Source organism: Staphylococcus sp. HMSC067F07 (genome assembly GCF_001837405.1).
GTDB lineage: Bacteria > Bacillota > Bacilli > Staphylococcales > Staphylococcaceae > Staphylococcus > Staphylococcus capitis.
Genome location: NZ_KV832209.1, coordinates 59,253 through 81,726 on the forward strand (window position 1 = coordinate 59,253; position 22,474 = coordinate 81,726).

At 32.5% G+C, this 22,474-nt stretch carries 26 protein-coding genes and 1 riboswitch; of the genes, 22 read left to right on the forward strand and 4 right to left on the reverse strand.

The annotated features are described in order from the left end of the window. Nucleotide 1: 1 nt before the first annotated feature. Complete coding sequence (murA, locus tag HMPREF2706_RS00605; RefSeq protein WP_070862101.1) at nt 2-1,267, forward strand: UDP-N-acetylglucosamine 1-carboxyvinyltransferase; 1,266 nt, start codon at nt 2-4, stop codon at nt 1,265-1,267. Between the two features lie 44 nt (nt 1,268-1,311). Then, nucleotides 1,312-1,749, forward strand: coding sequence for a 3-hydroxyacyl-ACP dehydratase FabZ (gene fabZ / locus HMPREF2706_RS00610; protein ID WP_002435844.1), 438 nt, complete (start codon nt 1,312-1,314; stop codon nt 1,747-1,749). A gap of 80 nt (nt 1,750-1,829) precedes the next feature. Here the strand turns inward: fabZ and HMPREF2706_RS00615 are convergent, their stop codons facing one another. Continuing rightward, a complete protein-coding gene (locus HMPREF2706_RS00615; RefSeq protein WP_049427281.1) occupies nt 1,830-2,273 on the reverse strand; it encodes a YwpF-like family protein in 444 nt (147 codons plus the stop codon). A gap of 190 nt (nt 2,274-2,463) precedes the next feature. On the opposite strand from HMPREF2706_RS00615, the gene HMPREF2706_RS00620 reads away from it, so the two are divergent. From HMPREF2706_RS00620 to yidC, 7 genes are all read left to right on the forward strand, one after another. After that, nucleotides 2,464-2,859: a single-stranded DNA-binding protein gene (locus HMPREF2706_RS00620; RefSeq protein WP_002435780.1), complete on the forward strand. Its 396-nt coding sequence runs from the start codon at nt 2,464-2,466 to the stop codon at nt 2,857-2,859. Nucleotides 2,860-3,253: 394 nt separating this feature from the next. After that, nucleotides 3,254-3,979 (forward strand): transglycosylase family protein, encoded by a 726-nt coding sequence (locus tag HMPREF2706_RS00625; RefSeq protein ID WP_002453702.1) that lies wholly within the window; start codon nt 3,254-3,256, stop codon nt 3,977-3,979. Nucleotides 3,980-4,097: 118 nt separating this feature from the next. Further along, nucleotides 4,098-4,196, forward strand: a riboswitch (TPP riboswitch). A 77-nt stretch (nt 4,197-4,273) separates the two neighbouring features. Continuing rightward, nucleotides 4,274-4,963 (forward strand): thiaminase II, encoded by a 690-nt coding sequence (gene tenA / locus HMPREF2706_RS00630; RefSeq protein WP_002435801.1) that lies wholly within the window; start codon nt 4,274-4,276, stop codon nt 4,961-4,963. Next, entirely contained in the window at nt 4,956-5,777 is an 822-nt protein-coding gene (gene thiD, locus HMPREF2706_RS00635; protein WP_049427284.1) for a bifunctional hydroxymethylpyrimidine kinase/phosphomethylpyrimidine kinase, read from the forward strand. The genes tenA and thiD overlap by 8 nt, the downstream gene beginning before the upstream one ends. Beyond that, entirely contained in the window at nt 5,770-6,558 is a 789-nt protein-coding gene (thiM, locus tag HMPREF2706_RS00640; RefSeq protein WP_002435520.1) for a hydroxyethylthiazole kinase, read from the forward strand. Before thiD ends, thiM begins: the two co-directional genes overlap by 8 nt. Before the next feature lie 6 nt (nt 6,559-6,564). Beyond that, a complete protein-coding gene (thiE, locus tag HMPREF2706_RS00645) occupies nt 6,565-7,203 on the forward strand; it encodes a thiamine phosphate synthase (RefSeq protein ID WP_037551262.1) in 639 nt (212 codons plus the stop codon). Nucleotides 7,204-7,291: 88 nt separating this feature from the next. After that, on the forward strand, nt 7,292-8,164 hold the full coding sequence (yidC, locus tag HMPREF2706_RS00650; protein ID WP_002435877.1) for a membrane protein insertase YidC: 873 nt from the start codon (nt 7,292-7,294) through the stop codon (nt 8,162-8,164). Between the two features lie 58 nt (nt 8,165-8,222). On the opposite strand, the gene HMPREF2706_RS00655 is transcribed toward yidC, so the two are convergent. Beyond that, nucleotides 8,223-8,885 carry an HD domain-containing protein gene (locus HMPREF2706_RS00655; protein ID WP_002453696.1) on the reverse strand — a complete coding sequence of 221 codons (663 nt, stop codon included), beginning with the start codon at nt 8,883-8,885 and terminating at the stop codon, nt 8,223-8,225. Between the two features lie 56 nt (nt 8,886-8,941). Then, a complete protein-coding gene (gene cls / locus HMPREF2706_RS00660) occupies nt 8,942-10,426 on the reverse strand; it encodes a cardiolipin synthase (protein WP_002435854.1) in 1,485 nt (494 codons plus the stop codon). A 185-nt stretch (nt 10,427-10,611) separates the two neighbouring features. Here cls and csoR point away from each other — a divergent pair, with 185 nt between their 5' ends. From csoR to HMPREF2706_RS11980, 3 genes are all read left to right on the forward strand, one after another. Further along, complete coding sequence (gene csoR, locus HMPREF2706_RS00665; protein WP_002435858.1) at nt 10,612-10,905, forward strand: copper-sensing transcriptional repressor CsoR; 294 nt, start codon at nt 10,612-10,614, stop codon at nt 10,903-10,905. A gap of 14 nt (nt 10,906-10,919) precedes the next feature. Then, nucleotides 10,920-11,126, forward strand: a complete 207-nt coding sequence (locus HMPREF2706_RS00670) for a putative copper chaperone CsoZ (RefSeq protein ID WP_023351364.1) — start codon at nt 10,920-10,922, stop codon at nt 11,124-11,126. A 136-nt stretch (nt 11,127-11,262) separates the two neighbouring features. After that, complete coding sequence (locus HMPREF2706_RS11980) at nt 11,263-11,400, forward strand: Lmo0850 family protein (protein WP_002435861.1); 138 nt, start codon at nt 11,263-11,265, stop codon at nt 11,398-11,400. 55 nt (nt 11,401-11,455) lie between these two features. Here HMPREF2706_RS11980 and HMPREF2706_RS00675 read toward each other — a convergent pair whose 3' ends face one another. Continuing rightward, nucleotides 11,456-12,667 (reverse strand): FtsW/RodA/SpoVE family cell cycle protein, encoded by a 1,212-nt coding sequence (locus HMPREF2706_RS00675; RefSeq protein ID WP_064212371.1) that lies wholly within the window; start codon nt 12,665-12,667, stop codon nt 11,456-11,458. 404 nt (nt 12,668-13,071) lie between these two features. Here HMPREF2706_RS00675 and HMPREF2706_RS00680 point away from each other — a divergent pair, with 404 nt between their 5' ends. The 10 genes from HMPREF2706_RS00680 to HMPREF2706_RS00725 all read left to right on the forward strand — a co-directional run bounded on the left by HMPREF2706_RS00680 (nt 13,072) and on the right by HMPREF2706_RS00725 (nt 22,171). Further along, nucleotides 13,072-14,142 carry a D-alanine--D-alanine ligase gene (locus HMPREF2706_RS00680; protein WP_002435813.1) on the forward strand — a complete coding sequence of 357 codons (1,071 nt, stop codon included), beginning with the start codon at nt 13,072-13,074 and terminating at the stop codon, nt 14,140-14,142. A gap of 15 nt (nt 14,143-14,157) precedes the next feature. Next, nucleotides 14,158-15,513 carry a UDP-N-acetylmuramoyl-tripeptide--D-alanyl-D-alanine ligase gene (gene murF, locus HMPREF2706_RS00685; protein WP_070862103.1) on the forward strand — a complete coding sequence of 452 codons (1,356 nt, stop codon included), beginning with the start codon at nt 14,158-14,160 and terminating at the stop codon, nt 15,511-15,513. 303 nt (nt 15,514-15,816) lie between these two features. Next, nucleotides 15,817-17,352 carry a degradosome RNA helicase CshA gene (locus tag HMPREF2706_RS00690; protein WP_002435499.1) on the forward strand — a complete coding sequence of 512 codons (1,536 nt, stop codon included), beginning with the start codon at nt 15,817-15,819 and terminating at the stop codon, nt 17,350-17,352. 122 nt (nt 17,353-17,474) lie between these two features. Then, nucleotides 17,475-17,954, forward strand: a complete 480-nt coding sequence (locus tag HMPREF2706_RS00695) for a PH domain-containing protein (protein ID WP_049427295.1) — start codon at nt 17,475-17,477, stop codon at nt 17,952-17,954. Then, on the forward strand, nt 17,947-19,446 hold the full coding sequence (locus HMPREF2706_RS00700; RefSeq protein ID WP_049427299.1) for a PH domain-containing protein: 1,500 nt from the start codon (nt 17,947-17,949) through the stop codon (nt 19,444-19,446). The genes HMPREF2706_RS00695 and HMPREF2706_RS00700 overlap by 8 nt, the downstream gene beginning before the upstream one ends. Continuing rightward, the gene (locus tag HMPREF2706_RS00705; protein WP_049427301.1) at nt 19,439-19,939 is read left to right on the forward strand and encodes a PH domain-containing protein; all 501 of its coding nucleotides are present in this window, start codon (nt 19,439-19,441) and stop codon (nt 19,937-19,939) included. Before HMPREF2706_RS00700 ends, HMPREF2706_RS00705 begins: the two co-directional genes overlap by 8 nt. Nucleotides 19,940-19,987: 48 nt before the next feature. After that, nucleotides 19,988-20,344, forward strand: a complete 357-nt coding sequence (gene acpS / locus HMPREF2706_RS00710; protein WP_002435510.1) for a holo-ACP synthase — start codon at nt 19,988-19,990, stop codon at nt 20,342-20,344. A gap of 66 nt (nt 20,345-20,410) precedes the next feature. Then, a complete protein-coding gene (alr, locus tag HMPREF2706_RS00715; RefSeq protein WP_070862105.1) occupies nt 20,411-21,559 on the forward strand; it encodes an alanine racemase in 1,149 nt (382 codons plus the stop codon). 88 nt (nt 21,560-21,647) lie between these two features. Beyond that, entirely contained in the window at nt 21,648-21,818 is a 171-nt protein-coding gene (gene mazE / locus HMPREF2706_RS00720) for a type II toxin-antitoxin system antitoxin MazE (protein WP_002435513.1), read from the forward strand. Beyond that, on the forward strand, nt 21,815-22,171 hold the full coding sequence (locus HMPREF2706_RS00725) for a type II toxin-antitoxin system PemK/MazF family toxin (protein WP_002435799.1): 357 nt from the start codon (nt 21,815-21,817) through the stop codon (nt 22,169-22,171). Before mazE ends, HMPREF2706_RS00725 begins: the two co-directional genes overlap by 4 nt. The last annotated feature ends 303 nt before the right edge of the window (nt 22,172-22,474 follow it).

Here is a 22,474-nt window from a genome sequence, read left to right on the forward strand (position 1 = left end):
GATGGATAAAATAGTAATAAATGGTGGAAACCGATTAACAGGTGAAGTTAAAGTTGAAGGTGCAAAAAATGCTGTATTACCAGTATTAACAGCTTCTTTATTAGCTTCAGAGGGGCAAAGTAAACTTGTTAACGTTCCAGCTTTAAGTGATGTAGAGACGATAAATAATGTTTTATCAACACTTAATGCAGATGTTTCATATAATAAAGAAGAAAATGCAGTTAAAGTTGATGCTACTCAAAAATTGAATGAAGAGGCTCCATATGAATATGTGAGTAAAATGAGAGCGAGTATTTTAGTAATGGGGCCATTACTTGCTAGACTCGGACATGCAATTGTAGCGTTACCTGGTGGTTGTGCAATTGGTAGTAGACCGATTGAACAACATATCAAAGGATTTGAAGCACTAGGAGCCGAAATTCATTTAGAAAATGGTAATATTTATGCTAATGCTAAAAATGGATTAAAAGGTACTCAAATTCATTTAGATTTTCCAAGTGTAGGAGCAACACAAAATATTATCATGGCAGCTTCACTTGCATCAGGTAAATCAATTATTGAAAATGCTGCTAAAGAACCAGAAATTGTAGATTTAGCCAACTATATTAATGAAATGGGTGGTAAAATTACTGGTGCTGGAACAGATACAATCACTATACACGGTGTTGATAAATTACATGGTGTAGAACATTCAATCATTCCAGATAGAATTGAAGCGGGAACATTATTAATCGCCGGTGCAATCACACGTGGAGATATCTTTGTTCGAGGTGCCATCAAAGAGCATATGGCAAGCTTAGTATATAAACTTGAAGAGATGGGGGTTAATTTAGACTTCAAAGAAGACGGTATTCAAGTTTCTGCTGAAGGTGACTTAAAGCCTGTTGATGTAAAAACATTACCACATCCAGGTTTCCCAACTGATATGCAATCACAAATGATGGCTTTATTACTTACAGCAAATGGGCATAAAGTTATTACTGAAACGGTCTTTGAAAATAGATTTATGCATGTAGCCGAGTTTAGAAGAATGAATGCAAATATTAATGTTGAAGGTAGAAGCGCTAAAATTGAAGGAAAAAGTCAATTACAAGGCGCGCAAGTTAAAGCTACAGATTTAAGAGCTGCATCAGCATTGATCTTAGCAGGTTTAGTTGCAGATGGTACTACACAAGTTACTGAACTTAAGCATTTAGATCGAGGTTATGTAAATTTACACGGAAAATTAAAAGACCTTGGTGCAGATATTAAGCGTATTAATGATTAAATCATTTTTAAACATCAAAGTTTACATTTCGGAGGTTTAATATAATGGAAACAATTTTTGACTATAATCAAATTAAACAAATTATCCCTCATAGACAACCGTTCTTATTAATTGATAGAGTTGTTGAATATGAAGAAGGAAAACGTTGCGTGGGTTTAAAGCAAGTTTCTGGTAATGAACCATTTTTCCAAGGGCATTTTCCTGAATACGCAGTAATGCCAGGTGTATTAATAACTGAAGCACTAGCTCAAACTGGAGCCGTAGCGATGTTAAACAATGAAGAGAATAAAGGTAAAATAGCTTTATTCGCTGGTATTGATAAATGTCGTTTCAAAAAACAAGTGACACCTGGTGATACGTTAATGTTAGAAGTAGAAATTACTAAAATTAAAGGACCAATCGGTAAAGGTAGTGCGAAAGCTACAGTCGATGGTCAACTTGCTTGTAGCTGTGAACTAACATTTGCTATTCAAGATGCTTAAACTATTCCATATTATAAAAGGAGTGTATCAAGAACTAATTAAAATGAATTAGTTCCTTTTACACTCCTTTTTTTATTTATTTAATTTCTCTCGAATTTTTCTTCTTTTAGTTTAGGTTTAGATTGCATCATTCGATTAAAGGTCTTCTTGAGCTCTTCACCAGTTAAACCATCATCTACCAATTCCTCTAGCAAGCTTTCGGCATAGACTTGTCTTAAAGTATAAATATGACATTCAAAAACAACAGACATTGATTTTTTAAAATTAGCGACATTTTTAACCGTAGCATCAAATAAAGCTGGATCATTTGCAGGTCTAGTGATGACTACTCTAATATCTAATAATTGTTTATCTTCCATATATGTTTTAAATGTTTCATAGTGCTCATTTGAAATAACAATCTCAAGTAACCAGCCTGTTCCACTACCTTCTTTATTTATAATAACGCCATCTTCGATTTCATATTCTGAAACGCCACCATTCTCATTTACAATTTGAAACCGAACAGCCTTAAATGTTTTCATTATTTCACATCCCAATTGTTTTTTAAATATACAATAAATTAAATTATAAGCAGTTATGAACTTAATTAATGATTATTTTCTTTAAATATATCAAAAACATACTACAAATAGCTATCATTTTAAGGGTATTTGTAATTTTGACCAAATTATAACCCGTCAATTATTATGTATTACAAGAAGGAGGTGACACATGTTAAACAAAATAGTAATAGTAGGAAGGTTGACTAAAGATGCTCAAATTTATGAGAAGGAGGATAGTAAGGTCGCAACATTTTGTGTAGCAACTGAAAGAAATTACAAAGATGAAAATAATGAAATATCAAGTGATTATTTATTGTGTAAAGCTTTCGGCAAAACAGCAACCAATATCGAAAAATATACTAGTCAAGGTACATTAGTAGGTATAACAGGACAAATGCGTTCAAGAAAATATGAAAAAGAAGGACAAACGCATTTTGTAACCGAACTATATGTAGAAACAATTAAATTTATGTCTCCAAAAACTAAACATAATGAAATCCTCTCTCAAAATCAATACGATGAAGACACTTATCATTCAGACGACATTGAAATTATTAATATCTAAAAATTAATTCTCTCCCTAAACTCCATCCTATTTTTAATAAAAATTAAATTATCCTTTTCTTTCAATTATACTCAAGCGACCTACTTTGATCGGCCAATATTAAAGTAAGGTCGCTTTTAATATTTAAGTCATCAATCATTCAATCAACTTATAATTATCTGACAGATTTCAATTATATTACAAACTTGTTTAAGAATCGATACAATCTCAAAACTGTCATGACAGTTTTGAGTAGAAATTTAATTCCAATTATAATTAATATTCAATGTAATTCGAGTGTAAAAAAGAGCTTGTTTTTTTTATTTCACTGTAACCTACACTGTTTATACAGATGTTAGAGTAGTACTTGTAAATTAGTTAAGAAAACAAATCACTTTTAGGAGGATTTTTAATAATGAAAAAGACAATTATTGCATCATCATTAGCAGTAGGATTAGGCGTTGTAGCAGGTAATGCTGGACACGACGCACACGCAAGTGAAGCAACAAACGTTGATAAAGCAGAATTAGCTCAAAAAGCTCAATCAAATGACCAATCATTAAACGAAAGCCCTATCCAAAAAGGTGCTTATAACGTAAACTTTGATTACAATGGTTTCAATTATCACTTTGAATCAAATGGTACTCACTGGAGCTGGAACTATGCACAAAATGGTCAAGCTACTCCACAACAAGATGTAAGCAACCAAACTTCAGCTGACCAAGTAAGTTCACAACAACAAACTAGCCAAGCTCAACAAGCTCAACCAGAACAAACTTCTGCTCCACAAACTGAGCAAACTCAACAACCACAAGCTAAAGCAACTACTTCTTACAGTGCACCAACTAACAACACTGCAAGTAGTCAAGCTTCATCAAACCAAGCTTCAAGTGGTTCATCAGTAAACTTAAATTCACACTTAAAACAAATTGCTCAACGTGAATCAGGTGGCGACATCCACGCTATCAACCCTTCAACTGGCGCAGCTGGTAAATTCCAATTCTTACAATCAACTTGGGATTCAGTAGCTCCAGAACAATATAAAGGTCAATCTCCAGCTAACGCTCCTGAAAGCGTACAAGACGCTGCAGCAGTTAAATTATACAACACTGCAGGCGCTAGCCAATGGGTAACTGCATAATTTAAATATATGATTATTAACCATCTTCTCAATATGAGAAGATGGTTTTTTATTTAGAAGCACATTTAATTGATTTAGTGAGAGTCGTTTGATAATGTAATTATTGAATTAAATAAATATTAACTACTAGGGGAGCCACAAGGCTGAGATGATATGATTCAGACCCTTATAACCTGATTTGGTTAGTACCAACGTAGGAAAGTAGTCTTTATCAAATAAGCATCGCTATGCCCAGATTTAGCTACTTTTCATTGTTGGAAAGTAGTTTTTTTATTATCCAAGGAGGCTTATTTAATGAAATTTTCACAAGAATTAAGGGAAGAAGCTCAACCAATTATTGAAAGAATTTACAATGATAACTTTATTCAAGAATTATTAGTTGGGACTTTACCTAAACAAGCAGTACGTCAATATTTAAGAGCGGATGCATCATATTTAAAAGAATTTACAAACTTATATGCCTTACTTATTCCAAAGGTTCACACTATGCAAGATGTAAAATTCTTAGTTGAACAGATTGAATTCATGTTAGATGGTGAAGTAGAGGCACATGAAGTACTGGCTGATTATATCAATGAATCTTATGAAGAAATTGTTAAAGAAAAAGTTTGGCCACCAAGTGGAGATCACTATATTAAGCATATGTATTATAATGCTTATGCTCACGAAAATGCAGCATACACTATAGCTGCAATGGCACCTTGTCCTTACGTCTATGCAGTTATAGCTAAGCGTGCGATTAAAGATCCTAAATTAAATAAAGATTCAATTACCGCAAAGTGGTTTGATTTTTATAGTACTGAAATGGATCCACTTGTTGATGTTTTCGATCAATTGATGGACCGTTTAACAGAAGAATGTACTGACAAAGAAAAGCAAGAAATCAAAGAAAACTTCTTGCAAAGTACAGTACATGAGCGTCATTTCTTTAATATGGCTTATATCGATGAAAAATGGGATTTTGGAGGAGAAAACCATGAATAAACCTAAAATAGCATTAACGATAGCTGGAACAGATCCCACTGGTGGCGCAGGGGTAATGGCTGATTTAAAATCTTTCCATTCATGTGGCGTATACGGTATGGCAGCAAACACTAGCATTGTCGCGCAAAATACTCTAGGTGTTCAGAGCATTCATAATTTGGAAACAAGTTGGGTACAAGAGCAACTTGATAGTGTTTTTGATGATGAATTACCACATGCTATAAAAACAGGAATGATTGCGACTAAAGAAACAATGGAACTGATACAAAGTTATTTGAAAAAGTATTCAGATATTCCTTATGTTATTGATCCTGTTATGTTGGCGAAGAGTGGAGATTCACTCATGGACGATGATACTAAATCTCACTTACAAACTACCTTATTACCTTTAGCTGATGTTGTAACACCAAATATTCCTGAAGCAGAGGAAATTACTGGTTTGAAAATAGATAGTGAAGACAATATCCGCAAAGCAGGAGATATTTTTATCAATGAGATTGGTAGTAAAGGCGTTGTTATTAAAGGTGGTCATTCTGCTGATTTAAATAACGCTAAAGATTTCTTATTTACGAAGGACGATGTTTATACTTTTGAAAATAAACGCTTCGATACTAAACATACACACGGAACTGGTTGTACATTTTCAGCAGTAATCACTGCAGAACTAGCTAAAGGTCGTTCTATATATCAAGCAGTAGAAAAAGCTAAGTCGTTTATTTCAATGAGTATTGAACATACGCCTGAAATTGGTAAAGGAAGAGGTCCAGTGAATCACTTTGCATATTTAAAGAAAGTAGGTTTAGATGATGAATAATTTAGAAAGATTACGTTCAGAAAATCCACTTATTGTTTGCTATACCAATGACGTTGTTAAAAATTTTACAGCTAACGGGTTACTTAGTTTAGGAGCAAGTCCAGCAATGAGTGAAGCACCTGAAGAAGCAGAAGAATTTTACAAAGTGGCAAGTGCATTAGTGATTAATATAGGTACACTAACTCATGATAATGAAGAAGATATTATGAAAATAGGGAGAATCGCTAACGAACAAGGTACGCCAATTGTCTTCGACCCAGTGGCAGTAGGCGCGTCTTCTTACAGAAAACAATTTTGTAAGAGATTTTTAGAACAAATTGAAGTTTCTGTAATAAAGGGAAACGCATCAGAACTACTTACGCTTGTTGACTCTCAAACTACGATGAAAGGAACAGATAGTGATAGTTCACTTGATGCAGTTGAAATTGCTAGAAAGGCCCATAAAAATCTCGAAACAGCAATTGTCATTACAGGTAAGGAAGACGTTGTCGCACAAAATAATCAAATTGTTAAACTTGCTAATGGCTCACCTCTTCTAGCTAAAATTACCGGTGCAGGTTGCCTTTTAGGAGGAGTAGTGGCAAGCTTCTTATTTAGAAATACTCGACCAGAAATTGAACAGTTAATTGAAGCGGTTAGTGTGTACAATATTGCTGCAGAATTAGCTGAAAATAAAAACCATGTCCATGGCCCTGGATCATTTTTACCAGAATTGCTCGATCAAATGTATCAAATTGATGAGACAACATTTGAAAAATATGTACATAAAGTAGAGGTTTAATCTTATATGTTTAGCTCAGAGCAATTACAAGTATATTTTATTTGTGGAACTCAAGATATACCAGAAAATAGAACCATTGAACAAGTACTTGATGAGGCTTTGAAAGCCGGAATCACTATGTATCAATTTCGTGAAAAGGGCCCATCATCTTTAATAGGTGAAGAGAAGAAACAGTTAGCAATAAATTTAAAACGAAAATGCGAGAGATATCACGTACCATTCATTGTCAATGACGATATAGAGTTAGCAAAAGATATTGATGCTGATGGCGTTCATGTTGGTCAGGATGATAAAGAAGTTAAAGATTTTGCTATGCAGTTTAGAAATAAAATTATAGGTTTGAGTGTGGGTAATTTAGATGAGTATCAACAATCGGATTTATCTCAAGTGGATTACATAGGTGTAGGGCCTATGTATACCACTTCGTCAAAAGATGATGCTAACGCTCCTGTTGGTCCTCATATGATTACAAAATTGCGAGATTATGTTGGAGAATTACCTATTGTAGCAATAGGTGGTATTAATGAAACAAATATTGAACCAATTGCTGAAGCCGGTGCTGATGGCGTTTCAGTAATTTCTGCAATAACTAGAAGTAAGAATATTGACAAGACTGTTAAGCATTTTCGTAAATACTTTAATTAATCAATATATTTTTCCACTTTTTGTTTTCTACTATAGTATGAGTATGATAAAATGAATCCTATGTGAATATTACAATAGAGGTGGAAAAATGAAGAAAAAAGCGTTACTACCTTTGTTTTTAGGGATAATGGTTTTTCTAGCAGGGTGTGACTACTCTAAACCTGAAAAGCAGGACGGATTCTTCTTTAATACATTCGTTCAGCCAATGAAACATCTCTTACAATGGTTAGGAAATGATGTATTTAATAACGACTATGGACTAGCGATTATTATCTTAGTTCTTGTTATACGTTTAATCTTGTTACCATTCATGTTATCAAACTATAAAAATAGTCATATGATGCGTGAAAAAATGAAAGTAGCTAAGCCAGAAGTTGATGGTATTCAAGAAAAAGTTAAACGTGCTCGTACTCAAGAAGAGAAAATGGCGGCAAACCAAGAATTGATGGAAGTTTATAAAAAATATGATATGAATCCGATGAAGAGCATGCTCGGTTGTTTACCAATGCTTATTCAAATGCCAATTATCATGGGATTATATTTCGTATTAAAAGATAAACTTGTTAATGGACTTTCTGATCATCCACATTTCTTATGGTTTAATTTAACTAAACCAGATATTTGGATTACGATTATTGCCGGTGTTCTTTACTTTGTTCAAGCATATGTTTCAAGTAAAACGATGCCTCAAGAGCAACGCCAAATGGGATACATGATGATGATTGTTTCACCAATCATGATTATTTGGATTTCATTACAAGCGTCATCTGCACTTGGTTTATATTGGTCAGTCAGTGCCTTATTCTTAGTAATACAAACGCATTTTGCAAATATGTATTACTCTAAACTTGCTAAAAAAGAAGTTCAACCTTTCATCGAACAATATGAAAAAGAACATAATCCGTCTTCTAATAAAAAAGGCAAAAATACGCAAGTTGTTTCTAAAAAGAATAAGAAATAGGTTATAAGAAAAGCCAGCAAATTAAATTATGATTTGCTGGCTTTTTCATATGTCAAATTTACAAATTTGTGTTGTTATTGAAATTCCATTCGTGTAAAAATTGTTTTAAGAATTGAAGCATAAAATGATGACGTTCTTCAGCAAGCTTTCTTCCAGTTGAGGTATGCATTAAACTTTTAAGTTTTAATAATTTTTCGTAAAAGTGCTTAATTGCTGAAGGATCAAATGCTTCAATATTATCAGTATGTAGTGATTCGAATGGCACGTTAGATTCAGTCCACATTGGTTCGCCGAAATATCCAGCGAATTGAAAAGTTCGAGCAATTCCGATTGCGCCTAGCGCATCCAAACGATCAGCATCTCTCACGATTTGTCCTTCAATTGATAATGTGGCTTGATTGTTTTTCCCACCACGGTAACTCATATTTTGTATGATATGTAAAACATGTTGAATATCATCTTGGGTTAAGTCAATCGTTTCTAGAAAAGTAGAAAGTTTATCATATGCTTGTTGTTCATTCGTTATTTTGCTATCCACTGTGTCATGTAATAAAGCGGCAAGTTCTATAATCGTTGTATGTACTAAACCCTCATTTAAAGCGATATACTTTGCTAATGTATGAACCCGTTCTACATGCGCGATATCGTGCCCAGTGTGATCATCTTTATGAACCATTTTCATATAGTTACATGCGTGTTTAATTTTTAATTCATTTTCCATAAAAGTCTCCTTCACATATTAAAAAGGTCTAGGAACAACCCAGACCTTTCAATTTATTATAGAATTGGTGACAATAATTGAGAAATACCTTCTTTAAATTTAATCCAAGTACTGCGTTGCTCGTATCTTTCTTCTGTAAGTCTAGATGACACTTTCATATCGTTAATAAATGCTTGCTTAAGGGAGCGTGCGACACTCTCATCATAAATAAAGGCATTTACTTCAAAATTCAATGTGAAACTACGATTATCCATATTAGCAGTACCTACACTTGCGAGTTCATCATCGATGACCAATACTTTAGAATGTAGGAAGCCATTCTCGTAATGATACACCTTTACGCCGGCCTCAAGTAAAGATGCGACATTTTTAAGTGTAGCCCAGTATACGAATGGATGGTCTGGCATACTTGGAATCATAATATTGACTTCCACACCACCAAGTGCAGCAATTTTAATCGAGTCTAAAAATGCTTGATCTGGTATAAAGTAGGGGGATTGAATATAAATTGATTCTTTAGCTGATGATATCATTTTTAAGTAACCGTATTTGATTTGTTCCCAATCTTCATCAGGTCCACTAGAAGCGATTTGAATGCCGATTGTTCCTCCAGAATTAACATCAGGGAAATATCGTTCTTGATAAGTTAAATTGTCTCGGGTAGATTGTGAATTCCAATCTAAAATAAATCGAAGTTGTAATGCATTTACAGCATCACCTACAATACGTAGATGCGTGTCACGCCAGTAACCAAACTTCTTAGATTTACCTAAATATTCATCACCTACATTGAAACCACCAACATAACCAATTTTACCGTCGATAATAACGATTTTTCTGTGGTTTCGGTTATTCATACGTAAATTAATTAATGGCAATTTTGATGGGAAGAATGATTCAGCATGCCCACCTTTATTTCTAAAATGTTTTAAATCTTTTTTACGTAAATCCCTCGAACCCATATCGTCATATAGCATTTTCACTTCAATGCCTTCTTCGGCTTTCTTTTCAAGTTCACTAAGAATTTGTTTCCCAAGTCCATCACTATGAAAGATATAGTACTGAATATGTATGTAGTCTTGAGCATTACGGATATCATTAATTAAATCATCGAATTTTTGTTGACCATCAGTATAAATAGTTAAATCATTATCAGTCGTTAGAAAGGCAGCATTATTATAAAGTAACATTTGCACCATTTCTTTAAATTTAACTATTTGATGGTTACCTTTAGAGAAATCTTGTTTCTTGAGCGCTTCCAATTGCTCATCGACAATCATTTCTAAACCGACTTTATCTTCTTTATTTAATTTAAAGATTTGATCTCTTTGGATTTGACGACCTAGCAATAGATATAAAATGAACCCAATTAAAGGTAGAAATACGAGCACAAGTAACCATGCCCATATAGAATTAGCTGTACGTCTCTCCATAAAGATAATTGTAAATGCAAAGATCAAGTTTAAAATGAAAGCGCCAATTAAGATAACATTAATGATTATATTTGAATGGTGAAGCGCCATAGTAAAGACTTCTAACATATGGTACCTCCTTTGTATTTCTCATAATTTCGTTGAAGATATTCAAAAAAGTTTTAACTATACAATTATAGCATGAAGAATGTTGAATATCATAGTCGGTTTTATTTTAAAAAGTGAATGAATCAATTGACTTAATAATTATTGAATAATACGATGATGAAGAATAAAGAAACGAGGTGACGCTTGTGACTGAAAATGAAACTGCACATCACTCAGAGCAAACGAAAGCAAATTTAAAGTCACGATTAAATCGTATCGAAGGTCAAGTACGTGCAATTAATCGAATGATTGAAGACGATGTGTATTGCGATGATGTTTTAACTCAAATAAGAGCGACACGCTCTGCTTTAAACAGTGTGGCTACTAAATTGTTAGATCATCATATGAAAAGTTGTATTATGAATAAAGTGAATAATGGTGCACAAGAAGAAGCGATGGAAGAACTATTGGTTACTTTTCAAAAATTAATTAAAGATTAATGAGGTAGAATACAATGGAAAATGGAATTGTTTATGTTGCTAATATTGAGACTATAGAGGAAGAAAACCAATTAAAGACACGTTTAGAAAATATGATTGGTGTCGAAAAAGTAGATATTGATAGTAAAGTAGGAGAAATAAAGGTATTATTTGAAACACCTGCGAATTTAAATAGTATTGAAAAAGAAGTATATGATTCTGGCTTTCGCGTGCGTTATTAGAGTAATGTTCAATTTACTTACATATAGCATATTTATAGATTTGTAAATAATTTTTTAAAATTTAACAATTGATGTAGTAAAGTAGTATAAATTGGGGTATGATAATTTTGAAGTCAATCCAAACGAGGTGATTATAGTGAAGAATCCAGATAAGATTCAAAACGTAGTCAAATTATTGTCATCATTAGGTGTGAATATTAAAAAAACTAAATCTCGTTTAGATATTATTAATACTTTACCTACATCTAATCAAGTAAGTCATGAGTTAAAATAATTTGCTTAAATGATCAAAAGCACTCACTATGTGTGAGTGCTTTTTTGTTTGTAAATTATGCAGTTTTAGCAGTATCTAAAGTATCAGGTTCTTGATAACGCTTAGGTTCATGATAATAAATAGATAGAATGACGCCTATGCCTGTCATTAAACTCCAAAGAGAGCTCCCACCATAACTAATAAATGGTAAAGGTATACCAGTAATTGGTAATAATTGAACCGTCATTCCAACATTTTGAAGTACATGGAAGACGATAAGAGAAACATACCCGATAATAAAGACTTTATTATATTGACTATTGATTTTGCTTGCTAATCTAATTAAATGAAACACTAAAAATAAGAATATGAGAATTAGCACAACAGACCCAATGAAGCCCATCTCTTCGCCTACAACTGAGAAGATAAAGTCTGTATGATTTTCAGGGATATAAACTTCACCGTGATTGTAACCTTTACCTATTAATTGACCAGATCCAATTGCTTTAAGTGATTCAGTTAAATGATATCCATCGCCACTACTATAAGTATAAGGATCCAACCAAGAATTAATTCGTCCCATTTGATACATCTTAATTCCTAATAGATTTTCAATTAATGTAGGTTTGAAAATGATAGCTAAAATAATACTAGCACCACCTACAATTGCTGCGATAAATATAGGTGCAAGGATTCTCCAAGTAATACCACTAACCATCATAACACCGGCGATAACTGCACAAATAACAAGCGTAGTACCGAGGTCATTTTGTAATAAAATTAATAGCATAGGAAATATTGAGACACCTATAATTTTTAAAAATAGCATTAAATCTGACTGGAACGATTTGTTAAAGGTAAATTGATTATGTCTAGAAACTGTTTTAGCTAGGGCTAAAATTAAAATAATCTTCATAAATTCTGAAGGTTGAATACTTATAGGTCCAAAGCTATACCAACTTTTCGCACCGTTGATCACAGGTGTGATGGCTGTTTCAGGTAAAATAAGCAATCCTATGAGTAAAATACAAAAAATGAAATATAAGAGATATGTATTATGTTTAATTTTCTTAGGGGAAACTATCATAATCAGAAATGCCATAATAGCTCCGAGAATGTAATAAATAATTTGTCTGATACTGAAGTTCGCACTATATTGTCCGCCACCCATTGCAGAACTAATTAGTGTTACGCTTATGATTGCTAACACAGTAATTACCAGTACTAATATCCAGTCGACTTTACGAAACCAATGTTTGCTTGGTTGTTGACGAGATGAATAATTCATTTCCTACTCCTTTATAATCATGCGCGTATTAATATGATATATGAATGATTCATTTGTAGCATAAACCATTCATGAATCTATATAAAATCACAATTTAACGGTTAATAAATAGTCTACATTGATTTTACATGACTTTTTTTAAATTTGCTAGAATATCAAAGTGGCAAGTCGACAAATTATATAGAAATAAGCTTTCTTTTCCATTCAAAGGTAGAGGAATTAAAACAGTCACTAAAAATTAGATTTATTGATGGATTATCAAATGCAATTGATTTTAGAAATATGATAATATTAAGTTTCAGAGACCGTTATGTACATTGAGCTATACATAATAAATAAAATATCACAATTATTAAACAGATAAATGGCATATAAGCCGAGTAATTGTAATGGAGGAAAACGAAATGACAAAAGAGAATATTTGTATCGTTTTTGGAGGAAAAAGTGCTGAACATGATGTTTCAATATTAACAGCACAAAACGTATTAAACGCAATTAACAAAGATCAATATCAAATAGATATTATTTATATTACAAATGATGGTGAATGGAAGAAGAAAGAAAACATCACTGATGAAATTAAATCTACTGACGAATTAGTTTTAAATAATGTTGAAGCGGGAGAAATATCACAATTATTAAGTAAAGGTAGTACTGGACGTTCTTATGATGCAGTATTCCCACTTTTACATGGACCTAATGGTGAAGACGGTACGATTCAAGGATTATTCGAAGTATTAGATATTCCATATGTAGGTAATGGTGTGTTAGCAGCTTCAAGTTCTATGGACAAATTAGTTATGAAACAATTGTTTGAACATAGAGGATTACCTCAATTACCATACATTAGTTTCTTAAGAAGTGAATATGAAAAGTATGAGAACAACATTATTAAATTAGTTAATGATAAATTAACTTACCCAGTTTTCGTGAAACCTGCTAACTTAGGTTCAAGTGTTGGTATTAGTAAATGTAATAATGAAGAAGAACTTAAATCAGGTATTGAGGAAGCTTTCCAATTTGACCGTAAACTTGTAATTGAACAAGGAATTGAAGCACGTGAAATTGAAGTGGCTGTATTGGGTAATGACTATCCTGAAACTACATGGCCTGGAGAAGTTGTTAAAGATGTGGCATTTTATGATTACAAATCTAAATATAAAGATGGTAAAGTTCAGCTTCAAATACCAGCTGATTTAGATCAAGACGTTCAAATGACATTACGTAATATGGCGTTAGAGGCTTTTAAAGCCACTGATTGTTCAGGTTTAGTACGTGCAGATTTCTTTGTTACAGAAGACAACCAAATCTATATTAATGAAACAAATGCTATGCCAGGATTTACTTCATTCAGTATGTATCCAAGCTTGTGGGAGAATATGGGATTATCATATCCAGATTTAATTGCAAAATTAATAAATCTCGCTAAAGAACGTCATGAAGATAAAAAGAAAAATAAATATAAAATTGATTAATAGAGGATTTTAAATATGATTAACGTTACATTAGAACAAATCAAACATTGGATACCTTGCGAAATTGATGAACAATATTTAAGCCATTCTATCAATGGTGTAACTATTGATTCTCGTAACATTGAAAAGGATATGCTTTTTATCCCATTCAAAGGTGAGAACGTAGATGGCCATCGATTTGTTGCACAAGCTTTAAAGGATGGTGCTGGTGCTTCATTTTCAGAAAAGGGAACTGAGTTAAGCGAGCATATCGAAGGTCCAATTATTTGGGTTGAAGATACACTTAAAGCATTACAAGACTTAGCCAAAGCATATCTTAAATATGTGAACCCTAAAGTGATTGCAGTAACTGGATCAAACGGTAAAACGACTACAAAAGATATGATTGAGAGTGTTTTAACGACAGAATTTAAAGTAAAGAAAACACAAGGTAACTATAATAATGAGATTGGAATGCCTTTAACAATATTAGACTTAGATGAAGATACAGAAATTTCTATTCTTGAAATGGGCATGTCTGGCTTCCATGAGATAGAGTTATTATCTTCAATTGCTCAACCGGATATTGCAGTCATCACAAATATTGGTGAATCACATATGCAAGATTTAGGTTCAAGAGAGGGTATTGCTAAAGCCAAGTCTGAAATTACTATTGGTCTTAAAGAGAATGGGACATTCATATACGACGGTGATGAACCATTACTAAATCCGCATCTCGAACAATTAAATAAAGCAAAATTAATAAGTGTAGGTTTAGGTAATAGTAATACGCTCGTATGTCATGTTGATGATATAGAAACAGAAGGTATCGCTTTTACAATAAATGATAAAGAAAGCTTTACACTACCTATCCTAGGTACGCACAATATGAAAAATGCGACGATAGCCATTGCGATAGGACATGAACTTGGTTTGTCATATGAAACAATAAAAGACAATATTAATCATGTTAAGTTAACAGGTATGCGTATGGAGCGTCACCAGACTACTAATAACGTAACTGTCATTAATGATGCTTATAATGCAAGTCCGACAAGTATGAAAGCTGCCATCGATACGCTAAGTAGTATGGAAGGGCGAAAAATCCTTATTCTAGCAGATGTTTTAGAGCTAGGTGAAAATAGTCAATCTATGCACGAAGAAGTCGGGGCTTATCTCAATAATAAAGCAATTGATGTATTATACACTTATGGTGATGAAGCACGATTTATTTTTAACACAGGTCAAAATGAAGTACCTACTGCACAACACTTTGATGATAAAAGTGAACTGATTAAAGAATTGAAGACTATTGTGAAAGAAAACGATAAAATATTGGTTAAAGGTTCACGAGGTATGAAACTTGAAGAAGTAGTCGAAGCATTAATTTAATATTTTAAAGTAAATGAACATGCATATTTCAATATTCTCGATCTAAACGTTGATGAGTAAGTTGAAATGCATGTTTTTTTGCGTTGAAAATGATTTAAAAATTTTAACCGCTTACATCATGTGATGCGCTATCTTTTTTAAGAGTAATAAATTTAAAATTTAAGAGTAAAACAAAGAAAGTAAGTAACTGCTTTATTGCTATAATATTTTTAAGGTGGTACTATATAGAAGTTGATGAAACAAAAGTGAACATATATGCAAAAACGTATATTAAGAAATAAACACTTAAAAAGGAGAATTATTTTGCAAAATTTTAAAGAATTAGGGATCTCGGATAGAACGGTTCAAACACTGGAATCTATGGGATTTAAAGAACCTACACCTATCCAAAAAGACAGTATCCCTTATGCGTTAGAAGGAGACGACATCCTTGGTCAAGCCCAAACAGGTACGGGGAAAACAGGGGCTTTTGGTATTCCTTTAATTGAAAAAGTTGTAGGCCAACAAGGCGTACAATCACTCATTTTAGCGCCAACAAGAGAACTTGCTATGCAAGTTGCGGAACAATTAAGAGAGTTTAGTAAAGGCCAAAATGTTCAAGTCGTTACGGTCTTCGGTGGAATGCCGATTGAACGACAAATAAAAGCACTTAAAAGAGGACCACAAATAGTAGTAGGAACTCCAGGACGTGTAATTGATCACCTAAATCGTCGTACTTTAAAAACTAATGGTATTCATACATTAATTTTAGATGAAGCTGACGAAATGATGAATATGGGATTCATCGACGATATGAGATTTATTATGGACAAAATTCCATCTGACCAGCGTCAAACAATGTTATTCTCAGCGACTATGCCTAAAGCAATTCAAGACTTAGTTCAACAATTTATGAAGACGCCTAAAATCATTAAAACAATGAATAATGAAATGTCAGATCCACAAATAGATGAATACTATACTATTGTTAAAGAATTAGAGAAATTTGATACATTTACAAATTTCCTTGATGTGCATCAACCAGATTTAGCGATTGTATTTGGACGTACGAAACGTCGTGTTGATGAATTAACTAGTGCGCTATTATCTAAAGGTTATAAAGCAGAAGGCTTGCATGGTGATATTACTCAAGCTAAACGTTTAGAAGTCTTGAAGAAATTCAAAAATGACCAAATTGACATTTTAGTTGCTACTGACGTAGCAGCTAGAGGTTTGGATATTTCAGGTGTAAGTCACGTTTATAACTTTGACATCCCTCAAGATACAGAAAGTTATACTCATCGTATAGGTCGAACAGGACGTGCAGGTAAAGAAGGTATCGCGGTAACATTTGTAAATCCAATTGAAATGGATTATATACGTCAAATTGAAGATGTCAATGGACGTCGAATGAACGCTTTAAGACCACCACACCGTAAAGAAGTACTTAAAGCTCGTGAAGACGATATTAAAGAAAAAGTTCAAAACTGGATGTCTAAAGACAGTGAACCTCGTTTACAACGCATTTCAAGTGAATTACTTGAAGAATATGACAGCACTGAGTTAGTTGCATCATTGCTACAAGAATTAGTAGAAGCAAACGATGAAGTTGAAGTACAGTTAACGTTCGAGAAACCATTAGCACGTAAGAATCGCAATAGTAGAGGTGGCGGTTCAAGAAGAGGTAACAATAACAAACGTGGCAATGGCAAATTTGATAATAAAAATAGACGTTCAAAAGGGTCTAAAGGTCATTCAAATAAAAAGAAAAATAATAAAAAATTCGAACGTCGTGATAAACAAAATAAAGGTTCAAACCAATCAATGAGAGGCCGTACATTTGCCGATCATCAAAAATAATCGATGATGTTATTAACCAGTTAAGTCTATTGACTTAGCTGGTTTTTTTAGATTTAAAGCTTTATTTAGACCTATCACACTCTATGCTATAATGTGAGTAAATTAATTAAAGGAGCTTTAATATGAATCTTGATAGTACGTTTCATCGCAGTCCTAAAAATGCATTAAAGTACTATTACATCACTAGTTTTATTGGTTTAATTGTAGTACTAGTGATTTTGAGCATATTATATTATTGTTGGTCTACTTATAATTGGTGGAACTTTATTCTATACATACTTATTACAGTTGCGGTGATTTCAGTTATAAACTTTATTGTTGGGCCATTTCTGAGATATAAATACTATTTTTATAAATTTGAAGGCGATTCAATTATTTTGAAGCAAGCTTTTTTCTTTAAAAAGGAAGAACTAAGTAAGATAGAGAGGTTGCAATATATTACAGTCAGTACAAATCCGCTAGCAAAAATATTTAAAATAAATACAATTGAATTGGTTACAGCGGGTCATGAAATTTCACTGCCGATGGTTTCAGAAAAAGAAGCAGACGTAATAGAGCATCAAGCATTAAATAGATTGAGAGGTGTAGATGACGATGTATAATCCACAAAAGCTACATCCGGTCTCATATGTAACGAGTCTAATTAATGTTATTAAAAATAATTTTATTGTAATTATTATTTTCCTGTTTAATATTAAAGATTTTAAATATGATGATTTCTATTCATACTTATGGCCAGGTATCATGACATTAATATTTTTAATAACTTTCTTTTATAATATTTTCAAAGTTTATAATACTAGATATTGGATTGAAAACAATCATTTCATCCTTACAACAGGTGTATTAAATAAAGAGCGAAAAGAACTCAATATTAGTAGAATTCAATCAGTTGATACCACTGAAGGTTTTGTGAATCAAATAGTAGGTGGCGTAGAACTTATTATTAAAACTCCAAGTGACGGTATTGAACTAAGTACAATATCAAAGAAGCAAAGTGTATCGATTGAAAGTGAGATTAAAAACATACAACAACAATTGAACGCAACGCAACAAGCTGAAGTGAATGTTGATTCTGAAAAGGATGAAGACGAGGATAATGAATCCTTAAAAAATGTACCTACTAAATCAATTTTTAAAATGTCATTTAAACAATTATTATTTATGGCAATGACTAGTGGTGCGATTGGTATTACATTAATAACATTGTCTCCAATTGTGGGAAGTTTCTCGGACATTATACCTTGGGAAAAATTAGGTGGGGAACTCTCATATGTCTTAAAATCTACTTTCTTCATAATTATTGCTATAGTGGTTGTCGTTTTAATAATGAGCTATATCATCGGTACGTGTCTCGCATTCATAAGATACTATGGATATAAAGTAACGCAACAAGGTCATCAACTTAAAATTCAATATGGCTTATTTACAAAAAAGAATGTCACTGTACCAACAAATCGACTTCAAGGTGTACTTGAACATCAATCATATCTAAGAAGATTATTTGGTTATACTTCTATTCATTTTTATATTACTAGTGACGTTGTTACTTCTGCAGAGACGAGTGATGTTAATGGACGTATAATGATTTTACCTTTTATTAAACGGCAACAAGCTTATGAAGTGATTCAATCTCTGGTACCAGAAATGCGTTATAATACAGCTCATACTGGCATGCCACTTAGAGGTTTTCATCGACATTTTCTTATACCATCACTTATCCTTATTATTGCTAGTTTTATTGGATGGTATTTCTGGTCTACGTGGTCGTTTGCTATTGCGGGGTTATTAATCATTTTATTAATAATGAGGGCCGTATTATATGTGCGATATAGTGGTTATTACCTTGAAAATGAAGAAATTGTTATCCAAAAAGCATCATTACTTAATATGAAAAGATTCTACTTCAAACTCAATAAAGTCATAGGTATGGAAATTAGACAGCATCCTTTATTAGAAAGAAAGCATTTGGCCAATTTTAAATTTATAATCGCCAAAGGTTTTGAAAATAAAAAAATAGGTCTTAAATACACAGATGTTTCTAAAGTTAATGAATTTAAAGAGTGGTACATGAGAGGTGATACTCATGAGTAATTATAACTATATGAATAAAAAGGGTTTAAAAGCAATGCGAATGAATGCTTTGCTATGGATAACAATCTTTACTATTGCATTAATCGTATTTAGCATCTTTAATGTGTTGAAATTTCATTGGATAGATAATCGTACACTCATCATTGCTGAAATAGTTGGAGTCGTTATTTTAGGAGTCTTTTTTATATTTGTAATGCCCATATTTCGATATAAAAATTTTAGATACGCAATTGAAGAAGATGAAGTACATGTTAGAAGAGGCATTATTTTCATAAAGACAAATATCATTCCCTACTTTAGAATTCAGAACATCGATATTAATGAGGGCTTTATAATGAGAAGATATCAACTAGCTACTCTCACGCTATCAACAGCTGGTGGTAATAGTGAAATTGAATTGATAGATAAAAATGAAGCTCAAAAATTAAAGTTATTAATTAAACAAAATAAAACTAGAGATGCGCATGATATGTTAAACGGCGATGATGAATAAGATACTATGAATAGAAACTATATTGAAAGTGATTAAAGAGGCGAAGTTATGATACATGGAATAGGTATAGATTTGATAGAAATTGAGCGTATTAGAAAGGTGTTATATAAACAACCTAAATTAGTTGACCGAGTATTAACTGAAAATGAAAAGCTAAAGTTTGAAAAATTCACTCATGAAAAGCGTAAGATTGAATTTTTAGCAGGTCGTTTTGCTGTTAAAGAAGCTTTTAGTAAAGCATTGGGTACAGGGTTAGGTCAGACGATATCTTTTAAAGATATCAATTGCTATAACGATGAATTAGGTAAGCCATGTATCGACTATGATGGATTTAGAGCTCATGTAAGCATTACCCATACAGATAATTATGCAATGAGTCAAGTTACCTTAGAAAAATTAGAATAAAGGCGTTATATAATAAATGTATTAATATTTTAGTATTAAGCGAGTAGTTTCAAGGAGGACCTTTTCATGTCGGAAAAATTCTATAGATCAACCTATTTAAATGTTAATTTAGATGCAATATTAAACAATTATCAAACATTCAATCAGTTACATCATAACAAGACTGTTATATCAGTCATTAAAGCTAATAGTTATGGATTAGGTAGTGTAAAAGTAGCACATCACCTAAAGGAACATGGGGCTTCGTTTTTCGCAGTTGCAACACTTGATGAAGCTATTGAATTAAGAATGCATGGAATTGATGCAAAACTACTAGTCTTAGGTGTCATTCCAACTAAAGACATAAGTAAAGCTATTCAACATCGTGTAGCTCTTACTGTACCTTCAAAAGCTTGGCTTAAAGAAGCTATTAGAAATATACCTGAAAAAAATGAGAAAAAACTTTGGTTACATGCCAAAATAGATTCTGGTATGGGTCGATTAGGTATGAAAGATGTTGAAGAGTATAAAGATGTTGTTGATATAATTAATAAAAAAGATGATCTTGTTTTTGAAGGCGTGTTTACCCATTTCGCTAGCGCAGATGAACCAGGGGATTCTATGAATGAACAGTATGAATTTTTTAAAGATATTGTTAATCAAGTTGAAAAACCAAATTACATTCATTCACAAAACTCTGCAGCTTCTTTATTAATGGATGGACAATTTTGTAATGCGATTAGATTAGGTATCTCATTATATGGGTATTATCCTTCACAATATGTTAGGGATAATGTCAAAGTACATCTTCGCCCAAGTGCTCAACTCGTTACTGAAATAGTACAAGTGAAATCTCTTAAAGTTGGCGAAACTGTGAGCTATGGACGAACTTTTACAGCTGAAAAAGAAATGAAAATTGCTATACTACCAGTTGGATATGCCGATGGTTATTTAAGAGCTATGCAAGGTGCTTATGTGAATGTTAATGGCCATCAATGTGAAGTGGTAGGTCGGGTTTGTATGGATCAGACTATTGTGAGCGTGCCTGATGATGTGAAGATGGGAGACAAAGTGATATTGATGGATAATCATATAGATTCACCACAGTCCGTTGAGTCTCTAGCTGAAAAGCAACATACAATCAATTATGAAGTATTGTGTAGCTTATCAAAACGTTTACCAAGAATTTATCACCATAATGAAGAACAATTGGTTACGAACGATTTGTTAAAATAGTATAGTCACTGCGTTAAAAATTTGTTATTATAAACATAAATTAAAGGTTAAATAACAACTTTTTTGGAATCAGATGGAGGTTCTTCATATGTTATCTTTTAATCAATCTAGGAGTCACAGTCTTGAACAATCATTAAAAGAAGGCTATGCACAAATGGCCGATTTAAACCTCTCCCTAGCAACGGAAGCTTTTCCCATCGAATGTGAAGCTTGCGATTGTAATGAAACATATCTTACTTCTAACTCTAAGAATGAATGATTAGAAGAGGCGATGTTTACTTAGCTGATTTATCACCAGTTCAAGGGTCTGAACAAGGGGGAGTAAGACCTGTTGTAATTATACAAAATGATACTGGTAATAAATATAGTCCAACTGTCATAGTTGCTGCTATTACAGGTAGGATTAATAAAGCGAAGATACCAACCCATGTAGAAATTGAAAAGAAAAAATATAAGTTAGATAAAGACTCTGTTATCTTACTTGAACAAATTAGAACACTAGATAAAAAACGTTTAAAAGAGAAGTTGACCTATTTGTCTGAAAGTAAGATGAAGGAAGTTGACAACGCCCTAGATATCAGTCTAGGATTACATAATTTTGACCATCAATGATTATAGCGTTTTATATGTAGTTAACATAAATAAAATAATGAATTTAAAGACAATAACTTTATAATAATTATAACTCTTAATTAACTAGGTAACTTTAGACCGATTGCTTACATCAAGAATTTTTGCAAATCAAGACTAGTGCTACCTCTCATTAGTTAAATAGCATATAATTATAGTTATTATGTAAATACATTTATTATAAAAGAATGTCTTGAGTTTTTCGGCTTTAGGTATTCCAATCCTAAAGTCTTTTTTAGATATTAAGAAACTGTGGCTTTTTAGTTATTTGCTATTCATTTTATA